Here is a 22,038-nt window from a genome sequence, read left to right as displayed (position 1 = left end):
ATGGCTAAGATAGCTTTAGTTACAGATAGTACGGCTGATTTGAAGAGAGAGCAATTAGAAGAATACGATATTATAAGAATTCCTTTGCAGGTTAGTATAGGTGGTAAAGACTATAAAGATTGGGTGGATATTGGTCCAGATAAATTTCTAGAACAGTTAGATATTGTTGATAAGATGCCGACTACTTCTCAGCCGCCAATTGGTGAATTTGTTCAACTTTATGAAAGGTTAGCTGATGATTATGATGCTATTATTTCTTTACATTTATCAAGTGAATTAAGTGGTACAGTTAGAACAGCTAGGTTAGCTGCTGATATGATAGATGATACTAAGATTAAGGTAGTAGATTCTGGTACTGTTACATTTTCTTTAGGAATAATGGCTATTGAAGTGGCTAAAAGAATTAAAGCAGGTGCTAATCTACAGGAGATAATTAAATTTATTGATCAGTTACAGGAGAAAGTTCAACTTTATTTTACAGTTGAAAAACTAGATTATCTGGAAAAGGGTGGGAGAATAGGTAAAGCAGCTTCCTTTTTAGGAAATTTATTTAGAATTCGACCTCTATTGACTCTAGAAGAAGGAGAAGTCACTCCTTATAAGAAAATTAGAGGAGAAAAAAGGTTATATAATAGCTTTAAACAGGTTATTGAACAAGAGTTATCTAATAAAGAAGGTCGTAAATTGGTTGTACTTTATGGTAAATATCAAGATAAGGCAGATAAATTAAAACAAATTTTAATTAAAGAATTTAGTTGGCAAGAGGTTGAAATGGCTCAGTTTGGCTCAGTAATTGGTAGTCATGTTGGCCCAACACCTTTTGGAGTTGCATTTTATAAATAACTATAATTGTTTATTAGTAGTAGAAGGGAGGAAGTCGAAACTAAAGTTACTTTAAACGACACTTATTATGAAAAAAATAAAAGAAATCTTTGCTACACTAATTAAACCACTACCAATTGAGATTAAATCAAAGGGTTTAAATACTTCAGTGATTGGAGGCTTTGATAAATATATTTTAAGTTGGAGTCGTAAGTTAAAGAAAGTTACTAATGATGATAGGATTGAAGATTTGGCTGAAAAGTTAATATTATTATTTTCAGATTATGCTAGAAATACTATTGATAGTCGCCGAAATAAACTAAAACAGGCAATTAAAGTGATCAATCAGTTGGCTCAGGAGATTAAAGGGCATAAAATATATAAATTGCAGGATAATAATCTTCAACAGCTAAAAAATAATAATGGAAATATTACTAATCAAGATAAGGTAGATAATGTTAATTATAAAGATGGGTTGCCTGATTTCTGGCAGGAGTCAGTCCAATATTTAAAAGGTGTGGGTGAGTATAGAGCAAAAAAATTTAAAGGGTTAGAGGTAGAAACAATTAATGAATTACTTTATTATTTACCTCGTGATTATAATGATTGGAGTAACTTAGAGCAGATTGGTAAACTTAAAACAGGAATGAAGGTTACAGTTCAAGGTAAGGTAACAGAGATTAATCAGATTAAACCTCGCTCAGGTTTAAAGATTATCAAGGTTGGTATTACTGATGGTACAGGAATTTTATATGGTGTTTGGTTTAATCAAGGGTATATTAAGCAACAATTTAATAAAGGAGATATTGTCTTATTTAGTGGAGAGGTGAATTATAATTATGGACAGTTAGAGATTAACAATCCTCATTATGAAGAGTATGAAGGAGAGAGTCTTCATACTAATCGGATTGTTCCTATTTATCCTACTACTAAAGGACTTAATCAAAAACGGATTCGTAAGATTATTAAAGATGTATTAGCTGCTTATGCCTCTAAAGTTCCAGAATTTTTACCAAATTTTATTTTAGAAAAATATTCTTTTCCTTCTTTAGGACAAGCTTTAGAGCAGATCCATTTTCCTGATTCTAAGGATAAATTGAAATTAGCCAGAAAGAGATTTGCTTATGAGGAGTTATTTATTCTTCAATTAGGTTTAGCATTAAGAAAGACTGAAGCTCAAGAGCAGATACCAGGTTTAAAACATAATTCTGTAAGTGAATTAGTTAAAAAGTTTTTAACTTTATTGCCTTTTGAATTAACTTCAGCTCAAAGTAAGTCTTGGCAAGATATAAAAGAAGATATGGAAGCTGAGTTTCAGATGAATCGTCTTTTACAAGGCGATGTAGGAGCTGGAAAGACAGTAGTAGCTACATTGGCTTTATTAAAAACAGTGGAATCTGGTTGGCAAGGGGCCTTAATGGCTCCAACAGAGATTCTAGCCGAACAGCATTACTTAGGTTTAAAAGAAGATTTAGAACCACTAGGAATTAAGATAGGATTATTAGTAGGTAGTCTAAGTAATAAAGAAAAGAGGGAATTAGTAGCAGAAATTGAAGCAGGAGATATAGATATAGTAATTGGAACTCATGCTTTAATTCAGGAAGGGATTGACTTTGCTAAGTTAGGATTAGTTATTGTTGATGAACAGCATCGTTTTGGAGTTAGGCAACGAGCTACTTTACAGGAAAAAGGGGATAATCCTGATGTATTAGTTATGACCGCTACACCTATTCCACGTACTTTAGCTTTGACAGTTTATGGTGATTTGGATGTATCAGTTATTGATGAGCTACCTCCAGGTCGTAAACCAGTAGTTACTGAATGGCGAACTAAGAAGGCTAGAGATAAGATTTATTCTTTTGTTCAAGATGAGATTGAGTCTGGACGTCAGGCTTATATCGTCTGTCCTTTAGTAGAAGAATCGGAAAAGTTAGATCTTGAATCATCTATAGAGATGTTTAACGATTTACAGGAAGTCTTTCCTGATCTAGAATTAGGACTATTACATGGTCAACTGAAGGCACAGAAAAAAGAAGAAGTTATGGAACAGTTTAGAGTAGGAGAGATAGATATCTTAATCTCTACTACTGTAATTGAAGTGGGAGTTAATGTTCCTAATGCTACATTGATGATTATTGAAGATGCTCAAAGATTTGGATTGGCCCAGCTTCATCAGTTGCGAGGGAGAGTAGGTCGAGGTAAGTATCGATCTTATTGTATCTTGATTTCTAATCCTACTACCGAAGAAGGTAAAGAAAGAATGAAGATTATGACTAAATCTAATGATGGTTTTAAAATTGCTGAAGAAGACCTTCAGTTACGAGGACCAGGTGAATTTTTTGGGACTCGACAGCATGGAATGCCTGATTTAAAGGTAGCTGATATTCTACGAGATCAAAAGTTATTAGAAGAAGCACGTAAAGATGCTTTTAAATTAGTAGAGCAAGACCCAAGGTTAAAACAAACTAAACATCAATTACTTAAGAAATTTTTAACAGAAAGTTTCAGTTACGATTTAGATTTAATTGATATAAGCTAATAAGGAGTGATAGGATGAGAATTATTGCAGGAAAAAATAAAGGAAAGAGATTAAAATCTCTTGATAGAAGAGATGTAAGGCCTACTAGTGACCGGACTAAAGAAGCTTTATTTAATATTTTAGGGCCAGATGTTGTAGGAACTAGATTTTTAGATTTATATGCTGGGTTTGGTGGTATTGGAATTGAAGCAATTAGCCGTGGAGCTCATGATGCTGTATTTATAGAACAAAACCAACAGATTGCTAAAACATTAAAGGATAATATTGATTCAGTTGATTATCAGAAAGAGAGTAGAGTTGTTGTAGATGATGTATTACAGGCTATAGGGCGATTACGAGATAACTTTGAATTGATCTTTATGGATCCACCTTATATGGAACAAGAATTATATATTGAAACACTAGATAAAATCACCCAATATAATCTATTACATCCTACTGGAATTATAATAGCAGAGCATCATACTAAAGCTAACATAGAATGGCCAGCTGAATATGAGATAATTAAGGAAAGAGAATATGGTAGTTCTACACTTACATTGTTAAAAGGAGTTAGTAATAATGGCTAAAGTAGCAGTCTATCCTGGTAGTTTTGATCCAGTAACTAATGGACATTTAGATATTATTGAACGAGCTAGTAATATTTTTGATGAGGTAATTGTAGCAGTTTTTGTTAATCCTAATAAGAACCCTCTTTTTACTAGAGAAGAGAGAGTTGAGATATTAGAAGAGGCAGTTCAAAATTTTTACAATGTTGAAGTTGATTCTTTTGCTGGTCTTTTAACTCAATACTTAAAGCAGAATGATGGTGATGTGATTATTAGAGGTTTGAGAGCTGTATCTGATTTTGAATCAGAATTTCAAATGGCTTCTATGAATAAGAAGTTGGCCCCAGAAATTGAAACATTATTTATGATGACCAATACTAAATATGCTTATTTAAGTTCTAGTGCTGTTAAAGAAGTAGCTAGTTTTGGAGGTTGTATTGAAGAGTTAGTACCTCAGCATGTAATTGACCAATTAATTAAGCGATTAAAAGAAGAAGGCAAGATGGTAAAAGAGGATAATTAAAAATAAATTTTATGATATAAGGAAGGTGAAATCATGAATTTTTTAAGATTAGCTAAAAAGAGATGTTCTATCAGAAAATATAAATCAAAGCAAGTTGAAAAAGATAAGTTAACTAAAATACTAGAAGCAGGTAGAGTTGCCCCTACAGCTACAAATAGTCAGCCACAACGATTGATTGTAGTACAAGAGGAAGAAGGATTAAGTAAAATCGAAAAAGGGGCCAAAATCTATGATGCTCCTTTAGCTATTATAGTATGTTCAGATCATAATGAAACTTGGAAGAGACCATTTGATAATATGGATACAGCAGATATTGATGCTAGTATAGTTACTGATCATATGATGCTTGAGGCTACAGATCTTGGACTGGGAACTTTATGGATCTGTTATTTCGATCCAGCGATTATAAAAGAAGAATTTAATATTCCAAATAATATTGAGCCTATCAATATTTTGACTATAGGTTATCCAGAGGAAGAAGAAGTGGCATTACCTAACAGACATAATGAGGTTAGAAAGTCTTTAGAAGAGATAGTAGATTATGAAAAGTTTAAAGAAGAAGATATTAAATAAGAATATTTAAAGAAAAAGGGCACTTTTATTAGTGCCCTTTTTTTAATGATAAAAGGTAATTACTTTTAATTTTTTTAGAAAATAAATAAGTAAGGAAATACTAATTAAAAATCCTAATACTAAAATTAAACCTAATGAAGTATGAGATAAATAGCTTAAATATGATATATTATATAGATTCGATTGAAGATTTGTAACTGGTGTAACTAATTGAGCAGAAATTTTAGCTAATGGGTCAAATAAGAAATAAGTTGTTATACCAGCTATAATAGCATGTATGATTCGAGCGAAGAAATAAGCTTTAAGCCTAATATCAGTTCCTTTAACCATAGCTACAACCTGAGCATGAACAGAAAGTCCACTCCAAGCTATAATAGAACTAGTGATAACAATTTGTTGTTTTAATGGAGCAGTAGCTTGACTAGTTAAATGTGATCCATTAGTAATTTCAAAGAAACCACTTACAATACCTGAAACTAATGATTGAGAAAATCCAAAAGGTTTTAATATTAATGTAAATAAATTTGCAATAAAGTGATTAAATCCTGTTAAGTAGAGTATTTTTGTTACTACAGAAAAGAAGATAATAAATCCACCAACAGTGAGCAAGGTATCAATTGATTCTTTAACTGCATCACCAATCAGTTGACCAAAAGGGCGTCCATCTTTTCTACGAGCTTTATATAATTCGTTAAAAGCATAAGAAAGAATATTTTCTTGCGAAGAAGAATAATTACTGATTGTTGTATTATTTTCAACAGTTGGTTTGTAGAAACGAAGTAAAAAGCCTACTATTAAACAAGAAATATAATGTGCCAATGCTAAAGTAATACCAAGTTGCGGATTAGAAAACATTCCTACAGCTACTGCTCCTATCATAAATAATGGGTCAGCAGTATTAGCAAAAGCAACTAGTCTTTCTGCTTCAGCTTGGCTACACATTTTTTCTCGTCTAAGTTGCCCTGTTATTTTAGCTCCAATAGGATATCCTGAAGCAAAGCCAATTGCTACAGCAAAAGCCCCAACCCCTGGAATATTAAATAGTGGTTTCATCAAGGGTTCTAATAATGCCCCCATAAAGTGAACTACTCCTAGTCCCATTAGAATTTCAGCTATGATAAAGAAGGGGAGTAAAGCTGGAAAGACAATATTCCACCAGGTTTCTAGTCCATCAATTGCTGCATTAAAAGCAGATTCAGAAAAGACTATTAAAGCTATAGTAAAGAGAATAGCAATTATAGCTTTTAAGTTTATCATTTTTTTATTCATTAATTACCCTCCCTTATTAAAATGGTGCTTAGTTAATAGTATTTAATATTAATCAAGAATATGAATTTATGTTTAGTTATGTTAATTTTAATTAAGGAATGGTTAAATTCTTAAAATATATTTTGGATAGACTATGTTATAAGAGTCCCTTCTTAGATAATCTAAAAGGTAGTTTTCTAATTTGATGATTTGAAAAGATTTAAATAATAGATAACTTTTTATTTTTGTTATAGTAATTGAATAGTGATTATTCTCCTCTGGAAAAATAGTTAGGAAAGCTTGATATAGCAGATAAAAGAGTATATTTAGGAGGAAATTTATTATGACTAATAAGATTGTTGTAACTGGTGGAGTAGCAGGTGGGGCAAGTGCAGCTGCTAAAGCTAGAAGAGAAGATGAAGATGCAGAGATCATTATTTTTGAAAAAGGACCATATGCTTCTTTTGCTAACTGTGGATTGCCTTATTATGTAGGAGGAACTATTGAAGATAGAGACTCTCTTTTTCAAGTGCCAGATGGTAGATTTGATAATTGGTTTAATATTGACCTAAGGACTGAACATGAGGTAACTAAGATTAATCGAGAAACTAAAGAAGTAGAGGTAACTGATCATCAGACAGGAGAGAAGTTTAATGAAAGTTATGATAAATTAGTTATTGCTACAGGGACTGAAGCAACTAAACCACCTGTTCCTGGGGCAGATTTAGATAAGATCTTTACTTTAAAGACTGTGCCCGACGCTGATGCAATTATGAGCCAATTAGAACAGAATCCAAGTAGAGCAGTAGTTGTAGGTGGGGGATATATTGGGATAGAAGCTGCTGATGAACTATTAAAACAAGGATTAGATGTTACATTAATTGAGATGCAAGATCAGATTCTTCCTACTTTAGATAAAGAAATGACTACTCCATTAAGCAAGCATTTAAAAAGTTTAGGAATTAATCTTCTTTTAGAAGAGAAAGTAGGAAAATTCGCAGGACAAGAAGAAATAACAGTTAATTTACAGAGTGGACAACAGTTAACTACAGATTTTGTTGTAGTTGCTACTGGTGCTACACCTAGATTGGATCTAGTTGAAGAAGCTGGTTTAGAGGTAAGTAAAGAAGGTATCGAAGTTAATGAATGGATGCAGACTAGTGATCCAGATATTTATGCTGCTGGAGATATTGTAGAGAGTGTACATTTAGTTACTGGAGATAAATTTAAAGCCCCTTTAGCAGGACCAGCTAATAAACAAGGACGGATAGCAGGTGCTCATGCTGCTGGAAGAGAAAATAAGCAGTTTAAAGGAGTTTTAGGAACAAATATTATTAAGGTAGGAGAATGGACAGCAGCTGGTACTGGACTTAATGAAAAGATGTGTCAAAGAAGAGGTATCAATTACTATACAGTCTATCTACCTAAGAATAATCATGCTGGATATTATCCCGGAGCAGAAATGATAATTACTAAAATTTTGATTGAAGAAGATACAGGTAGGTTGTTAGGAGCAGAGGTAGTTGGAAAAGAAGGAGTAGATAAAAGAATTGATATTTTTGCTACTGTTTTGTCTGCTGAAATGACAGTGAAAGATTTAGAAGATTTAGATTTAGCTTATGCCCCTCCTTATTCGTCTGCTAAAGGGCCAACTATTATGGCGGGGATGATAGCAGCAGATGTATTACGAGGTGAAATGGAGCTAATTACTCCTCAAGAGTTAGAAGAAGAATTAGTAGAAAATCAAGGAATCCAATTAGTTGATGTTAGAACAGAAATGGAGTATGAAACAGGAGCTATTAGAGATGCTAAATTAATTCCTCTTAGTGATTTACGAGCCAGAGTAGATGAATTAAATAAGGGTAAAAAGACAGTTGTTTATTGTGCTGTAGGTTATCGTGGTTATTTAGCCTATAAAATATTAAAACAACAAGGATTTGAGAAAGTTCAGAACTTGACTGGTGGAATTACAGTCTGGAACTTACTATAAGTTGTGAAGGTGGGATTTCCCACCTTTTTATTATTTATAAAGTTAAGTGGTACAAAGTCTCACTTTATATCAAACCCTATAAGCTATTACTTATATAATACATTAATAATAATTATTTTACTTATAAGTAATTAAATGGTAGAATTAAATTGAAGAAAGAGAAATATTTCACATATGATTATAATCTTTGATTTGTTTAAATTTTTTATAACTATATTTTAAGGAGGGAAACAATGAGTTATTCCATATCTACTGAAAGAATGGATAAGATTTTAACAGAACTACAGAGTGATTACAAAGTATATGCTCCAGTACGACTTGAAGGTCAGGGACGATATTCTGATACTGATGTAATCAGGTATGCAGAAATTGATACAGTTAATGATATAGTATTTGATCAAAAATCTGATGTTTCGCCTAAGGAAATAATTCATCCAATTACACAAAGGTTATTTTATTTTACCGAATATGAATACACAGAAAGTCAGGTATATGATCAGGATATTTTAATTTTTGCGCGACCATGTGATATTAATGGCATCAAAAGACTTGATAATATCTTTCTAGATAATGGAGAGTTTGAAGATAGTTATTACAAGCGTCTTAGAGATAAAATAAAGTTTATAATGATGGAATGTAAAGATAGTTGGGACACTTGTTTTTGTGTATCAATGAATGCTAATAAAACAGAGGATTACAGTTTAGCTGTTAGATTTAATGAAGATAAGTTGTCAGTTCAGATTAAAGATAATGAATTTAAAGAACTATTTTCTAACCAAGTAGAGACTGAATTCACTCCTGAATTTCCTACTTTTAATCAAACTACAGTAAATATTCCAAATATTAACGAAGAAATACTAGAAGAAGTTCATAATTTAGAGATATGGGAAGAGTATGATAGGAGGTGTGAAAGTTGTGGTGCTTGTACTTCAGCTTGTATAACCTGTAGTTGTTTTACTACTTCTGATGTTACTTATACTGAAAATGGAAAGGTTGGAGAAAGAAGAAGAGTTTGGGCTAGCTGCTTACACGATGATTTTACAGATATGGCTGGAGGAGAGAGTTTTAGAGATAGTCCTGGTGAGAGAATGAGATATAGAACTTTGCATAAAATTTATGATTATCAAGCCAGATTTGGAGGAGAACATATGTGTGTTGGTTGTGGTCGTTGCACTGATAGATGTAATGAACTTATTTCTTTTTCAGCACTGATTAATCGATTGAGTTCTGAAGTAGATAAACTTAATACTGAAGTTTAAGGAGGTAAATGAAATGTGTGATAATTGTAAATGTATAACTGAAAATGAGTTACAACCTAAGCCATGTCAAATATTAGATATTACTCAAGAAACTGATATTGAATATAAATTTAGAGTTGAGACAGACATGAGTGCTCAACCTGGCCAATTTTTTCAAGTTTCTCTGCCTAAAGTTGGAGAAGCTCCTATCTCTGTTAGTGGAATTGGAGATGGTTGGTTAGAGTTTACTATTAGAAAGGTTGGTAAAGTTACTGGTGAAGTTTTTGGATTAAAGTCTGGTGATAACCTATTTATTCGAGGACCATATGGGAACTCATTTCCAATAGATAAATTTAAAGGTAAAGATTTGGTTGTAATAGCTGGAGGAACTGGTGTTTGCGCTGTTAAGAGTTTATTACAACATGCTTATGATAATTATGGTCAATTGAATTCTATACATTTCTTAACTGGATTTAAAGATACAGAATCTATTTTATATAGTGATGATTTAGGTAAGTATGAAACAAAATTTGACGCGACAATTTATTCTTTAGATCATGAAGAGACTGAAGGTTTTGAAAAAGGATTTGTAACTGAATATATTGGACAGGTGCCATTTGAAGATTTAGATAACTATCATGTAGTTATTGTTGGCCCGCCAGTAATGATGGATGTAGCTGCTAGTAAATGTTTAGAACAGGGGGTTGCTAAAGAAAAAATTTGGGTATCTATGGAAAGAAATATGTCTTGTGGAGTAGGTAAGTGTGGTCATTGTAAGATAGGAGATACCTATGTTTGTGTTGATGGTCCAGTATTTAACTATACTAAAGCACAAGATTTAATAGATTAGGGAGGAGAGAATATGAAACAGGATATTAATGTAGGAGAATTAACCTCTAATTGCTTTCGCCAATCCAAAGTTGACGGTGAGTGTATGTTACAGTTACGTGTTCCTGGTGCTGTAGTTAATGCTAAATATTTATCTGATGTACAGTATATAGCTCAGACCTGGGGTAATGGAGATTTTCATATTGGAACTAGACAGACTTTTTCTATTCCAGGAATTAAGTATGAAGATATAGATGTAGTTAATGAGTATTTACAAGGTTATATTGAGGGGGTAGAAGTAGAGACTTGTGGAGTAGATATGGAAGTTGATGATAGTGGATTCCCTAATCTTGGTGCTCGTAATATTATGGCTTGTATAGGAAATCGCCACTGTATTAAAGCCAATGTAGATACAACTGCTATGGCTAGAAAATTAGAACGTAGAATTTATCCTAGTCCTTATCATATAAAAATAGGTGTATCTGGTTGTCCTAATGATTGTGCTAAAGGTCACTTTAATGATTTTGGGATTATTGGTTTAGTTAAGCCAGAGTATAATTATGGTCGTTGTATAGGTTGTGGGAAATGTGTGGAAGCCTGTAATGGCCATGCTACTTCAGTTTTAGAAGAAACAAATGGAAAGATTGAAAAAGATGATTGTTGTTGTGTAGGTTGTGGTGAATGTGTTGTAGCTTGTCCAACTGGAGCTTGGGAGCGGGATCCAACTGATTATTATCGGGTAACAATTGGCGGTCGAGCTGGTAAGCAGTACCCACGAATGGGTAAGATGTTTTTAAATTGGGTTACTGAAGATGTTGTACTTGGTATTATTGATAATTGGGAAGATTTTTCAGCTGAAGTACTTAATTATAAACCAATTTATCTTCATGGAGGTCATTTAATTGATATGGCTGGATATTATCAGTTCAAGAAGAAAATATTAGATGGAGTTAAATTAAATCCAGTAGCTGAAGTAGCTGACCATATTTACTGGGCTGAAACGGAATATAGGGCTAATATACATGTTACCTCTGAATATGAGGTTGATTAAGTTATTATAAAGGTGAGGAGTTAATAATTCTCACCTTTATTTTTTCTTATCTTTGACATAACTTTCACAAGTTTAAAGGTTTTAATAAACTTATAGAGGGGGTGAAGGGGTGAAGTTTGAGGAAATAGGTGTTAGTACAGACTGGATAGCTGTAATATTAGCTTTATTTCTAAGTTTGTTGGTTAAGTTGGAGTTGATATCAAATATCATCTGGTAAAAGGAGGGGTAAGATGTCAACTGAAAAAGAGACGGAAGAACCAACTGTTGAAGTGAATGGCAAATCAGTTTCTGAGATGATTTTTGAAAAGATTCCTGGGGTTTTATTGTTATTTGTTGTTGGTTATCTATCTAAATGGATAGCTTTATACATCCCACATATAGAATATGTTTTAATTGCTATTATAATTGGGATGTTTTTTGGTAATACTTTCAACATACCTAAAATATTTGTACCAGGAATTGATACCTATGAACTGTGGTTAAAGTTAGGAATTGTTGTCTTGGGGGCTAGACTTGTTTTGCAGAATGTATTAAAGATAGGTGGAGTAGGAATAGTATTAGTTATTTTAGAGATTATTTTTTCTTTGATTTTAGTTGAGTTTTTAGCTAAGCAGTTTGGGGTTAGTGATAAATTAGGAAGTTTATTAGCTATGGGAACAGGTATTTGTGGTGTGTCAGTTATCATTGGAGCAACTGGAGCTATTGATGCAGATGAAGAGGAGTCAGGGTTAGCTATTGCAACTATTCTAATCTTTAGTGCAGTGACAGTTTTTTTATATCCTATTATAGGGCAAATAGTCAATATGTCTGACCAGATTTTTGGATTTTGGTCAGGATTAGCAGTTGATAATACTGCAGAAGCTTTAGCAACTGGTTTTGCTTATTCTGATCAAGCAGGTCAATATGCTACTGTAATTAAGTTATCAAGAAATGCTTTAATGGGGATAATTGTGTTGTTATATTCAATTTATTATGCTAGAAAGGGAATGACTACTGAGGTTGATAATAAAGTAAAATTTGTTTGGAAGAAGTTTCCTAAGTTTTTAATAGGTTTTTTATTGTTGTCATTATTGTCTACTCTTGGTCTCTTTACTCAAGATGAAATTGGTACAATGAAGAATCTTTATAAATGGATCTTTATGTTATCTTTTGCTGGAGTAGGATTTAGAACTGATTTTGATAAGATGAGAGAGATAGGTTTAAAGTCTTTCTTTGTTGGATTTGGAGGAGAAGTTTTAGTAAGTATTGCTACTATACTTACTCTATATGCCATTTATTAATTTAAAAATATAAACTTCTCCTCTTATTTAGATGTAGACACAAGTTATCCCTTTATGATAGCTTGTGTCTTGTTTAATTATAACATAAAATCTTAAGATTCCAAGTTGTTTTAAGCTTGATTTGGTTAATTTTAAGGGATTTAATTGGTTTTGGCTTGAAGATAGAAATAATAGGTTATAAAATTAATATAGTCAAGTAAGTTGAGGTGAGAAGTATGGAATTAATAGTTATAGGAGCTAATCATAAGAGCGCTCCTTTGAAAATTAGAGAAGAGTTATCACTAACAACAAAAGAAGAAAGAAATTTGTTAACCTCTATAAAATCTGCTACGTCATTGCAAGAAGGAATAGTAGTGTCTACTTGTAATCGGACAGAGATATATGTGGTAGCTGACGATAAAAGTTATGCTACAGAGTTTATATTCCAGCATTTAAAACAGATTTCTAATTTAAATATTCAACAGATAAAAGAACATGTTTATCTGCAATATGGTTTTGAAGCTGTAAATCATTTATTTCAGGTAGCCAGTGGTTTGAACTCATTAGTTATTGGAGAAACACAGATTCTAGGCCAATTAAAAGCTGCTTTTGAGTTGGCCCAGGAGTTAGAAACTGTTGATAAATACTTATACAAACTCTTTACTGAGGCTTTTCGGACTGGAAAAAGGGCACGAAGTGAGACAGAAATAGGGGCCAATGCTGCATCAGTCAGTTATGTTGCAGTAGAATTAGCTAATGACATATTTGGTTCTTTATCTGGAGAAACAGTCTTGATTTTAGGTGCCGGTGAGATGAGTGAGTTGACCTTGAAAAATTTAGTTAGTTATGGTGTTAAAGGAGTAATGGTAGCTAATAGAACTTATAAGCGAGGTAAAGAGCTAGCCAGTAAGTTTGATGGAGAAGCTGTTACTTGGGATCAATTAGAAGAATGGGTTGATGATGTAGATATAATCATTGCTTCTACTGGTGCTCCTCATTATGTTCTACATTATAATATGGTACAGCGTGCTATGGAGAAGAAACGAGGACCGTTATTTTTAATCGATATTGCAGTACCACGAGATATTGAACCGGAAATTAGTGAATTACCAGGGGTTCATCTCTATGATATTGATGATTTAGAAGCAGTGGTAGAGAAGAATTTGGCCCAACGTCAGGAAGAAGTAACAGCTGTTGAAGAAATTATAGATCAGAAGTTAATTCAATTTGAATCTTGGTTGAATCATCAACAAGTACTTCCCTTATTGAAAAATATGAGACAAAAAGCTGGAAAGATAAAGAGTCAGGAATTAAATCGAGCTTTAAAGCAACTAGATAATTCAGATAGATCATCAGAAGAGATAGTAACTAGTTTAGCTAATAGATTAGTCAATAAATTATTACATTCACCAACTATAAGACTTAAGGAAATAGCTAATACTAAAAATAGTCAGCAAAGAATAAAGATTATAGAGGATTTATTTTCTAATGATTAAAGGAGTAAAGATATGAAGTCTTATCCAATAAATTTAGATTTAGCAGATAAAGAAGTACTAGTAGTAGGTGGTGGTAAAGTAGCCTATCGTAAGTTAAAGCGACTTGTAGATGCAGAAACTTATATTACTTTGGTGAGTCCTCAAATTAGTAATAACATTAACAAATTAATTAGTAAAGAAGAGATAGAATTCTTACCACGTAAGTTTAAAAGACAAGATATAGAAGGTAAGTTTTTAATTATTGCTGCTACTGATAAAAAAGAGATAAATCAAGAAATAGGTCAGTTGGCTATACAGAAAGATAAATTAGTTAATGTAGTTGATAATGTTGAGTTATCTAATTTCACTTTACCTGCTACTATAGAGCAAGGTGATTTGTTGCTGACAGTAGCTACTGGTGGTAATCTACCAGCATTATCACGAGTTATTAGACAGAAATTAGAAGTCGACTTTGGATCAGAATTTGCTTGCTTTTTAAAGTTGATGTCTCAGATTAGACCAGTGGTACTAGAAGAATTGGCCCAAGAGGAGATGAGAAGGAAAGTCTTTCGTCAATTAGCTGATTTAGAATTGATTAACTTGTTAACTGAAGATAGAGAGACTGCAATAAAAAGAATAGAAGAAATTCTAGCAGAAGTTGACTTGAAAATTGACCTTAAGTGAGTAGAAAATATATGATTTTATAAAAGTAAAGTTTTAGGAGGTAATTATGAGAGAAATTATTATTGGAACAAGACCAAGCAATTTAGCAGTTGCACAAGCTAAATTGATAGCTAATAAATTAAAAAACAAATTTTCAGATTACAACTTTAAATTAAAAAAGATAAGTACGAAAGGAGATCGGATCCTAGATAAAGAATTATCTAAAATTGAAGGGAAAGGATTATTTATTAAAGAGATTGAAGTAGCGTTATTGAATGGTGAGATTGATTTAGCAGTACATAGTTATAAGGATTTACCGGCCCAGTTGGCTGATGGTTTAGAAGTAGTAGCTACGCCAAGACGGGCCAACCCTTTAGATGCTTTAATCTCTAAAGAAGAATTAACTTTAGATCAACTGCCTCAAGGGGCTAAATTAGGAACAGGAAGTTTACGTCGTAAGTCACAATTATTACATTATCGATCTGATTTAGAGATTGTTCCTATTAGAGGCAATATAGATACTAGATTGCAGAAACTAAAGCAACATGATTTGGAGGGGATTATTTTAGCTGCAGCTGGATTAGAGAGAATGGGTTGGCAGGATAAAATTACTCAATATTTAGAGCCTGAAATTTCTATTCCAGCAGCTAGACAAGGAATTTTAGCTATTGAGGCTAGAGTAGAAGATAAAGAATTAAAGGAATTATTACAGGAGATCAACAATCAATCTACTGCCGATGTAGCAAGAGCTGAACATTCTTTTTTAGATTATCTACAAGGGGGATGTAAGGTTCCTGTTGGAGCTTATGCTCAACTTAAAGGAGATGAGCTAGTAATTGAAGGTGTAGTAGCCAAGCTAGATGGTTCTAAGGTCTTAAGAGATAAAATAATTGGAACTAGAGAAGATGCTAGAGATTTAGGAATTAAATTAGCCAAGAGTTTAGAAGAACAAGGTGCCAGAGAAATATTGGCTAAAATCAAAGGAGGGACTAATTAGTGGCAGGTAAGGTATATTTAGTCGGGGCTGGCCCTGGTGATCAAGCATTAATTACCATCAAGGGGCAAGCAGCAATTAGAGAAGCAGATGTAGTTTTATATGATCGATTAGCTAATGATAATCTATTAAAAGAAGCTAGAGAAGAGGCAGAATTATTTTATGTAGGAAAGAAGTCTAACCACCATTACCGGACCCAAGAGGAGATTAATCAATTATTAATAGATAAGGCACAAGAAGGAAAAATTGTAACTAGATTAAAAGGAGGGGATCCTTTTGTTTTTGGGCGAGGCGGAGAAGAAGCTAGTAAGCTATCTCAAGTCGGAATAGATTTTGAGATAGTTCCAGGTATTACTTCACCAATTTCTGTACCAGCTTATGCAGGTATTCCTGTTACTAATCGTAATATTAGTTCTTCAGTAACTTTTGTAACAGGACATGAAGATCCTACTAAAGAAGAGTCAAGTATAGATTGGGATCAGTTAGCTACTGCAACAGAGACTTTAGTAATCTTAATGGGAGTTGGAAAGTTACCAGAAATTGCTCCTAAATTAATGGCAGCTGGTCGTGATCCTCAGACACCAGTAGCTTTAATTAGATGGGGTACTAGACCTGAACAAGAGACATTAGTTGGTACTTTGGAGAATATTGTAGCTGAAGTTGAAGAGAATAACTTTAAACCGCCAGCAATTATAATTGTTGGTAAGACAGTCAACTTACGACAAGAGTTAAATTGGTTTGAGACTAGACCACTCTTTAGTAAAGAGATTGTTGTTACTCGTCCAGCTGGACAAGCTACTTCTTTCTGTCAGATGTTGAGTCGAGAAGGTGCTAAGGTGATTGAGGCACCAGCTATTGAGATTTTACCACCTGAAAGTTATCAAGAATTAGATAGTAGATTAGAAAGATTAAGTAACTATGATTGGGTTGTCTTTACTAGTGTCAATGGAGTCAAATATGTTATGGAAAGGTTATTTGCTTTAGATCAGGATGTGCGTTCTTTTGGTGGGCTTAAGATCTGCGCTATTGGTTCTAAGACTGCTGCTAAGTTAAAAGAATATGGTTTAGTAGTAGACTATATTCCTGCTGATTATGTCAGTGAATCTATTATAGATGGCCTGAGTGAACAAGATTTAACAGACCAAAGATTTCTATTACCTCGGGCCAATATTGCCCGCCAAAAACTACAAGATGGATTAGAAGAGTTAGGTGCTGAGGTAGATAATATAACAGCTTATCGAACTATCAGTGGAGCAGGGAATAAAGAATTAGTTGATAGATTAAAAAGTAATCAGGTTGACTTAGTGACCTTTACTAGTTCTTCAACAGTTCGCAATTTTATCAAGCAGCTAGGTAATAATTATCAAGAGTTACTTACAGATGTTGAGATTGCTTGTATTGGCCCGATTACTGCTGGTACAGTACAGGAATATGGATTAGAAGAGGATATTATAGCTGATGAATATACTATTGAAGGCTTAATTATTGCAATTAAAAACTACTATAATCAAAAATCAAAACAATATATAATTTAAAGGTTAAAACTTTAGTTATGAAAATTATAGTGGAATTAACTACTGCTCTATATTTTAAATTTTATAGATTTAAGTTATATTAAGTAGAGAGGCGGTTAAGGAATGATTAAGCTAAGACAATTAATTGCTGATTTAGATTATCCAGAGATTATAGGTGGATTAGATATAGATATTGCTGGAATTGCTTATGATTCTAGAAAGGTTGAAGAAGGTTATTTATTTGTAGCAATTACAGGATTTAAACAAGATGGACATCAATTTATTCAGGAGGCAATTGAGAATGGAGCCAGAGCTGTTATTGTAGAACAGGATATTGAATTGAATCAGATAATTGTTATTAAGGTTGATGACTCTAGAAGAGCTTTGGCCCAGTTAAGTGCTAAATTCTATGATTATCCTTCACAACAATTAACTGTAATTGGTGTTACTGGAACTAATGGTAAGACTACGACTACATATTTAATAGAAGCAATCTTAAAGAAAGTAGGTGTTAGTACAGGAGTAATTAGTACTATTAAGAATAAAGTAGGAAATGAAACTAAAAAAGCTATAAGAACTACTCCTGAATCTCTAGATTTACAGCGAATGTTGGCTGAAATGTTAGATAAAGGAGTCAGTCATGTAGTAATGGAGGTATCTTCTCATGCTTTAAAGTTGAATCGAGTCTTAGGAGTTGATTTTAATCGACAAATATTTACTAATTTAACTCATGACCATCTTAACTTTCATCATTCTCTGAAAGATTATTTAGAGTCTAAAGCCAAACTATTTAAACTAAATAATCGATCTTCAATTATTAATTTTGATGATCAGTATGCAGTAGATATTGTTAGACAAGCTCAAGGTAAAGTTATAAGTTATGGTTTACAAGAAGGACTTAATTTTAAAGCTGAAGATATTAAGATGAATATTAAAGGAGTCAGTTATCAACTAAAAGGAACTGAAGATAAAGTATCTATTAATTTGAATTTAACTGGCAAGTTTAATGTCTATAATTCTTTAGCAGCAATTGCTACTTTATCGAGTCTAGGTTTTAGCTTAGCTGGGATTAAATCTGGATTAGAAGGGATAACAGAAATCCCAGGTAGATTTCAATACATAGATCAGAGCCAAGACTTTGGAGTAATTGTTGATTATGCACATACACCTGATGGAATGGAGAAGTTACTTAATACAGTGAATAAGTTTACTACTGGGAAAGTAACAATTGTTTTTGGAGGTCGAGGAAACCGAGATAATCAGAAGAGAGCTATTATGGGTAAATTAAGTGTTGATTTAGCTGATCTTGCAATTATAACTTCAGATAGTCCTCATAATGAAGAACCTCAAAAAATAATTACTGATATTCAAGAAGGAATTAATGAAACAGAAGGGGTGCTGGGTAAGGATTATAGAATTATTGAAGATAGAGAAGAAGCAATTAAAAAAGCTATTATGTTAGCAAAGCCAGAGGATATGGTCTTAATTACAGGAAGAGGTCATGAAACAACTCAGAAATTTGGAGACCAAACAATAGATTTAGATGATCGGAAGGTAGCTAGAGAAGCATTGAGAAATAGAGAGGAGTTATAAGATGAATCTAATCAATAGACCACGTAGGTTAAGAAGGACTAAATCACTAAGAAGTTTAGTTCGCGAGACTAAACTGAGTAGTTCTGATTTAGTTTATCCCTTATTTGTAGTCCATGGAGAAGGCATTAAAGAAGAGATACCTTCTCTTCTAGGGAATTACCATTTATCTTTAGATCTATTGTTAGAAGAAGTAGCAGAATTAGTTGAGTTAGGAATTGCTGGGATAATCCTATTTGGTATTCCTGATAGTAAAGATGAAATAGGCTCTAGTGCTTGGGATCAAGAAGAGGTAGTTCAACAGGCTTGTAGAAAGATTAAAGAAGAATACCCAGATCTATTAGTAATTACAGATGTCTGTTTATGCCAGTATACTAGCCATGGCCATTGTGGAGTTATAGAAGATGGTTATGTTCAAAATGATACTACTTTAGAGAATTTAAGTAAGGTTGCTTTATCTCATGCCCAAGCAGGCGCTGATATGGTAGCTCCATCAGATATGATGGATGGGCGAGTAAAGGCTATTCGGCAGAGGTTAGATCAAGAAGGTTATCAAGAGACAGGGATTATGGCTTATTCAGCTAAATATAAATCAGCTTTTTATGGCCCTTTTCGTGATGCTGCTCACTCTGCTCCTCAAGAAGGAGATCGTAGCTCTTATCAGATGGATCCAGCTAATAGTGATGAGGCTTTACGGGAGATTAAGTTGGATATTAAAGAAGGTGCCGATATTATAATGGTTAAGCCTGCCTTACCTTATTTGGATATTATCCAACGGGCCAAAGAAGAGTTTAATATTCCTTTAGCTGCTTATAATGTAAGTGGTGAGTATGCTATGATTAAGGCATCAGCAGAGAAGGGTTGGCTTGATGAAAGAGAAGTTGCTTTAGAGAGTTTGACAAGTATTAAACGGGCTGGAGCAGAGATTATCATTACCTATTGGGCTAAAGATGTAGCTAAGTGGCTTAATTAATTGACAATTGAGAATTGAGAGTTAAATTTAGACTATTTGAAGGAGAAGATTATATAGTGAACAGATTTAATTTGAGTTTAGAAGTGTTAGAAAATAAATTTGCTATCTGGAGATTAAATAAAGAAAGTAGTATTCCAGAGTGGATCTTTCAAGAAGACTTCTTTTCTGTAACTAAGACTGATGATGAAGTTTCAATTATTTGTAATCAAGATAAAATTTCTAGTCAAGATAAAGTAAGTATGAATTGGAGAGGACTAAAGGTAGCTGGGCCTTTAGATTTTTCTTTAACAGGTATTTTAGCTTCTTTGACAGATGTTTTAGCTGAAGCTGAAATTAGTGTATTTGCTTTTTCAACTTATGATACAGATTACTTGCTAGTTAAGGATAAAGATTTAGAGGAAGCAATTGAAACATTAGAAAGAAAAGGGTATAAGATAGAGTGTTAAGGAATAAGTGTGAGTTTGAGATTTTGATTTTAACTGTACACTGTAAACTATAAATTGTAAATTAATAAGACTGGAGGGATAGAATGTCTAAGTCAAAAGAAGCATTTCAGCAAGCTAAAGAAGTTATTCCAGGAGGAGTTAATAGTCCGGCTCGGGCTTTTTCTGCTGTTGATAATGACCCTTTATTTATAGAAAAAGGTGATGGAGCTTTAATTTACGATATTGATGGTAATGAATACATAGATTATGTTGGTTCTTGGGGGCCAATGATCTTAGGATATAACCACCCAGCAGTAGTAGAGGCTTTACAGATGCAACTGATGAAGGGGACAAGCTTTGGTGCTCCTACAGAGGTAGAGACAGAGTTAGCAGAGCTGGTTACTGAGGCAGTTTCATCAATTGATAAGGTAAGAATGGTTAATTCAGGTACCGAAGCTACAATGAGTACCATAAGGTTGGCCCGAGGTTATACTGGTCGAGATAAGATTGTAAAAATGGAAGGTTGTTATCATGGCCATGGAGATAGTCTATTAGTAGAAGCTGGTTCAGGAGTTACTACCTTAGGTATTTCAGGCAGTCCTGGAGTACCTGATGATATTGCACAGGATACAATTGTTGTTCCTTTCAATGATGAGCAAGCTTTAGAAGAAGTATTTACAGAATATGGTGCTGAAATAGCAGGTGTTATTCTAGAGCCAGTAACAGGTAATATGGGAGTTATTCGTCCTGGTTTTAATTACTTAGATAAGTTAAGAGAGATAACTAATGAGTATGATTCTTTATTGATCTTTGATGAAGTAATGACTGGTTTTAGGTTAGCCTATGGAGGGGCACAGGAGCTATATCATATTGAACCAGACTTGACTACTTTAGGTAAGATCATTGGTGGAGGAATGCCAGTAGGAGCTTATGGTGGTAAACAAGAAATTATGGATTATGTAGCTCCTGAAGGTCCAGTCTATCAGGCAGGTACTCTATCAGGTAATCCATTGGCTATGACAGCTGGTCTAGAGACTATCAAGTTATTGCAACAACATGATACTTACCAGATATTAGAGGAGAAAGGAGCTAGATTAGAAGAAGGCTTTAAAGAAAATATTGCTGAGCTAGGAGTGCCTGCTACTCTATCTCGTGTTGGTTCTATGTTCAGTATTTTCTTTACTGAAGAGCAGGTAACTAATTATCAGGAAGCTCAAGCCTCTAATACTAATGCCTTTGCTCTTTATTTTAATCAGATGTTAGAGCAAGGAATTTATTTACCGCCGTCTCAATTTGAATCCAACTTTATTTCTATTGCCCATACAGAAGAAGATTTAGAACGTACTATCGAGGCCAATTATAATGCTTTACAGAAGGTAAAGGAGAGCCTATAGATGGAAGAAGCAGTTATAGTAGTAGCCCATGGTAGTAAAAGCCAGGAATCAAATCTAGTCTTTACAAAATTAGTAGAGATGGTACAACAGAGATTAGCTGATAAGATTGTTAAACAAGCAACTGTAGAATTTAGCGGGCCAACTCTAGAAGAAGTAGTAGCTAAACTGGTTGAAGAGAAAGTAGAGCAAGTAACAATTATGCCTTTATTTCTATTCCCAGGTTTTCATGTACAAAACCAGATTCCTAAGCTAATAGAAGAATTAAAAGTTAAATATCCTAAACTGAAGTTTAATATACTTGATAGTATTGGTGCTAATGAAGAGTTAGTAGATATTATTCAAAATCAAGTTGAATAGTTATTACTAAAGAGTAGTGTGAGAACGCTACTCT

The 22,038-nt window shown here is 33.3% G+C and carries 20 protein-coding genes; 19 read left to right on the top strand and 1 reads right to left on the bottom strand.

Features of this window, described 5'->3' with window-relative positions; genetic code table 11:
- From ACYQ39_RS02020 to ACYQ39_RS02000, 5 genes are all read left to right on the top strand, one after another.
- Positions 1-843 (top strand): DegV family protein, encoded by an 843-nt coding sequence (locus tag ACYQ39_RS02020; protein WP_459840210.1) that lies wholly within the window; start codon positions 1-3, stop codon positions 841-843.
- 67 nt (positions 844-910) lie between these two features.
- Positions 911-3,361 carry an ATP-dependent DNA helicase RecG gene (gene recG, locus ACYQ39_RS02015; RefSeq protein WP_459840209.1) on the top strand — a complete coding sequence of 817 codons (2,451 nt, stop codon included), beginning with the start codon at positions 911-913 and terminating at the stop codon, positions 3,359-3,361.
- A gap of 14 nt (positions 3,362-3,375) precedes the next feature.
- Positions 3,376-3,930 carry a 16S rRNA (guanine(966)-N(2))-methyltransferase RsmD gene (rsmD, locus tag ACYQ39_RS02010; RefSeq protein ID WP_459840207.1) on the top strand — a complete coding sequence of 185 codons (555 nt, stop codon included), beginning with the start codon at positions 3,376-3,378 and terminating at the stop codon, positions 3,928-3,930.
- A complete protein-coding gene (coaD, locus tag ACYQ39_RS02005; protein ID WP_459840206.1) occupies positions 3,923-4,432 on the top strand; it encodes a pantetheine-phosphate adenylyltransferase in 510 nt (169 codons plus the stop codon). Before rsmD ends, coaD begins: the two co-directional genes overlap by 8 nt.
- Before the next feature lie 33 nt (positions 4,433-4,465).
- Positions 4,466-5,005, top strand: a complete 540-nt coding sequence (locus tag ACYQ39_RS02000; RefSeq protein ID WP_459840205.1) for a nitroreductase family protein — start codon at positions 4,466-4,468, stop codon at positions 5,003-5,005.
- Between the two features lie 42 nt (positions 5,006-5,047).
- Here ACYQ39_RS02000 and ylbJ read toward each other — a convergent pair whose 3' ends face one another.
- Positions 5,048-6,274 carry a sporulation integral membrane protein YlbJ gene (gene ylbJ / locus ACYQ39_RS01995; protein ID WP_459840204.1) on the bottom strand — a complete coding sequence of 409 codons (1,227 nt, stop codon included), beginning with the start codon at positions 6,272-6,274 and terminating at the stop codon, positions 5,048-5,050.
- Between the two features lie 322 nt (positions 6,275-6,596).
- Here ylbJ and ACYQ39_RS01990 point away from each other — a divergent pair, with 322 nt between their 5' ends.
- The 14 genes from ACYQ39_RS01990 (at position 6,597) to ACYQ39_RS01925 (ending at position 22,004) form a co-directional block, all read left to right on the top strand.
- On the top strand, positions 6,597-8,243 hold the full coding sequence (locus ACYQ39_RS01990; protein ID WP_459840203.1) for an FAD-dependent oxidoreductase: 1,647 nt from the start codon (positions 6,597-6,599) through the stop codon (positions 8,241-8,243).
- Between the two features lie 233 nt (positions 8,244-8,476).
- On the top strand, positions 8,477-9,502 hold the full coding sequence (asrA, locus tag ACYQ39_RS01985) for an anaerobic sulfite reductase subunit AsrA (RefSeq protein ID WP_459840202.1): 1,026 nt from the start codon (positions 8,477-8,479) through the stop codon (positions 9,500-9,502).
- A 13-nt stretch (positions 9,503-9,515) separates the two neighbouring features.
- Entirely contained in the window at positions 9,516-10,331 is an 816-nt protein-coding gene (gene asrB, locus ACYQ39_RS01980) for an anaerobic sulfite reductase subunit AsrB (protein ID WP_459840201.1), read from the top strand.
- Positions 10,332-10,343: 12 nt separating this feature from the next.
- Complete coding sequence (gene asrC, locus ACYQ39_RS01975; RefSeq protein ID WP_459840200.1) at positions 10,344-11,360, top strand: sulfite reductase subunit C; 1,017 nt, start codon at positions 10,344-10,346, stop codon at positions 11,358-11,360.
- Positions 11,361-11,590: 230 nt separating this feature from the next.
- Positions 11,591-12,640: a YeiH family protein gene (locus ACYQ39_RS01970; RefSeq protein ID WP_459840199.1), complete on the top strand. Its 1,050-nt coding sequence runs from the start codon at positions 11,591-11,593 to the stop codon at positions 12,638-12,640.
- A gap of 215 nt (positions 12,641-12,855) precedes the next feature.
- A complete protein-coding gene (hemA, locus tag ACYQ39_RS01965; protein ID WP_459840198.1) occupies positions 12,856-14,115 on the top strand; it encodes a glutamyl-tRNA reductase in 1,260 nt (419 codons plus the stop codon).
- 12 nt (positions 14,116-14,127) lie between these two features.
- Positions 14,128-14,778, top strand: a complete 651-nt coding sequence (locus tag ACYQ39_RS01960) for a precorrin-2 dehydrogenase/sirohydrochlorin ferrochelatase family protein (protein ID WP_459840197.1) — start codon at positions 14,128-14,130, stop codon at positions 14,776-14,778.
- A gap of 46 nt (positions 14,779-14,824) precedes the next feature.
- A complete protein-coding gene (hemC, locus tag ACYQ39_RS01955) occupies positions 14,825-15,754 on the top strand; it encodes a hydroxymethylbilane synthase (RefSeq protein ID WP_459840196.1) in 930 nt (309 codons plus the stop codon).
- Positions 15,754-17,286, top strand: a complete 1,533-nt coding sequence (cobA, locus tag ACYQ39_RS01950) for a uroporphyrinogen-III C-methyltransferase (RefSeq protein WP_459840195.1) — start codon at positions 15,754-15,756, stop codon at positions 17,284-17,286. Before hemC ends, cobA begins: the two co-directional genes overlap by 1 nt.
- Before the next feature lie 102 nt (positions 17,287-17,388).
- A complete protein-coding gene (locus ACYQ39_RS01945; protein WP_459840194.1) occupies positions 17,389-18,858 on the top strand; it encodes a UDP-N-acetylmuramoyl-L-alanyl-D-glutamate--2,6-diaminopimelate ligase in 1,470 nt (489 codons plus the stop codon).
- Position 18,859: 1 nt separating this feature from the next.
- Complete coding sequence (gene hemB, locus ACYQ39_RS01940; RefSeq protein ID WP_459840193.1) at positions 18,860-19,828, top strand: porphobilinogen synthase; 969 nt, start codon at positions 18,860-18,862, stop codon at positions 19,826-19,828.
- A 56-nt stretch (positions 19,829-19,884) separates the two neighbouring features.
- Positions 19,885-20,274, top strand: coding sequence for an ACT domain-containing protein (locus ACYQ39_RS01935; RefSeq protein WP_459840192.1), 390 nt, complete (start codon positions 19,885-19,887; stop codon positions 20,272-20,274).
- A gap of 83 nt (positions 20,275-20,357) precedes the next feature.
- Complete coding sequence (hemL, locus tag ACYQ39_RS01930) at positions 20,358-21,647, top strand: glutamate-1-semialdehyde 2,1-aminomutase (RefSeq protein WP_459840191.1); 1,290 nt, start codon at positions 20,358-20,360, stop codon at positions 21,645-21,647.
- Positions 21,648-22,004 carry a sirohydrochlorin chelatase gene (locus tag ACYQ39_RS01925; RefSeq protein ID WP_459840190.1) on the top strand — a complete coding sequence of 119 codons (357 nt, stop codon included), beginning with the start codon at positions 21,648-21,650 and terminating at the stop codon, positions 22,002-22,004.
- Positions 22,005-22,038 lie beyond the last annotated feature (34 nt).

The organism is Halanaerocella petrolearia (assembly GCF_054657875.1).
Note: the sequence above shows the minus strand (reverse complement) of the source record. Positions and strands in the feature narration are given on the sequence as shown.

Bases quoted from the DNA above. Each gene is read 5' to 3' on its own strand.
- ACYQ39_RS01945 (WP_459840194.1), top strand. From the start codon at position 17,389: ATGATTAAGCTAAGACAATTAATTGCTGATTTAGATTATCCAGAGATT.
- recG (WP_459840209.1), top strand. From the start codon at position 911: ATGAAAAAAATAAAAGAAATCTTTGCTACACTAATTAAACCACTACCA.
- ACYQ39_RS01925 (WP_459840190.1), top strand. From the start codon at position 21,648: ATGGAAGAAGCAGTTATAGTAGTAGCCCATGGTAGTAAAAGCCAGGAA.
- hemL (WP_459840191.1), top strand. From the start codon at position 20,358: ATGTCTAAGTCAAAAGAAGCATTTCAGCAAGCTAAAGAAGTTATTCCA.
- asrC (WP_459840200.1), top strand. From the start codon at position 10,344: ATGAAACAGGATATTAATGTAGGAGAATTAACCTCTAATTGCTTTCGC.
- ylbJ (WP_459840204.1), bottom strand. From the start codon at position 6,274: ATGAATAAAAAAATGATAAACTTAAAAGCTATAATTGCTATTCTCTTT.
- rsmD (WP_459840207.1), top strand. From the start codon at position 3,376: ATGAGAATTATTGCAGGAAAAAATAAAGGAAAGAGATTAAAATCTCTT.
- asrB (WP_459840201.1), top strand. From the start codon at position 9,516: ATGTGTGATAATTGTAAATGTATAACTGAAAATGAGTTACAACCTAAG.
- ACYQ39_RS01970 (WP_459840199.1), top strand. From the start codon at position 11,591: ATGTCAACTGAAAAAGAGACGGAAGAACCAACTGTTGAAGTGAATGGC.
- ACYQ39_RS02020 (WP_459840210.1), top strand. From the start codon at position 1: ATGGCTAAGATAGCTTTAGTTACAGATAGTACGGCTGATTTGAAGAGA.
- hemC (WP_459840196.1), top strand. From the start codon at position 14,825: ATGAGAGAAATTATTATTGGAACAAGACCAAGCAATTTAGCAGTTGCA.
- coaD (WP_459840206.1), top strand. From the start codon at position 3,923: ATGGCTAAAGTAGCAGTCTATCCTGGTAGTTTTGATCCAGTAACTAAT.
- ACYQ39_RS02000 (WP_459840205.1), top strand. From the start codon at position 4,466: ATGAATTTTTTAAGATTAGCTAAAAAGAGATGTTCTATCAGAAAATAT.
- asrA (WP_459840202.1), top strand. From the start codon at position 8,477: ATGAGTTATTCCATATCTACTGAAAGAATGGATAAGATTTTAACAGAA.
- ACYQ39_RS01990 (WP_459840203.1), top strand. From the start codon at position 6,597: ATGACTAATAAGATTGTTGTAACTGGTGGAGTAGCAGGTGGGGCAAGT.
- hemB (WP_459840193.1), top strand. From the start codon at position 18,860: ATGAATCTAATCAATAGACCACGTAGGTTAAGAAGGACTAAATCACTA.
- hemA (WP_459840198.1), top strand. From the start codon at position 12,856: ATGGAATTAATAGTTATAGGAGCTAATCATAAGAGCGCTCCTTTGAAA.
- ACYQ39_RS01960 (WP_459840197.1), top strand. From the start codon at position 14,128: ATGAAGTCTTATCCAATAAATTTAGATTTAGCAGATAAAGAAGTACTA.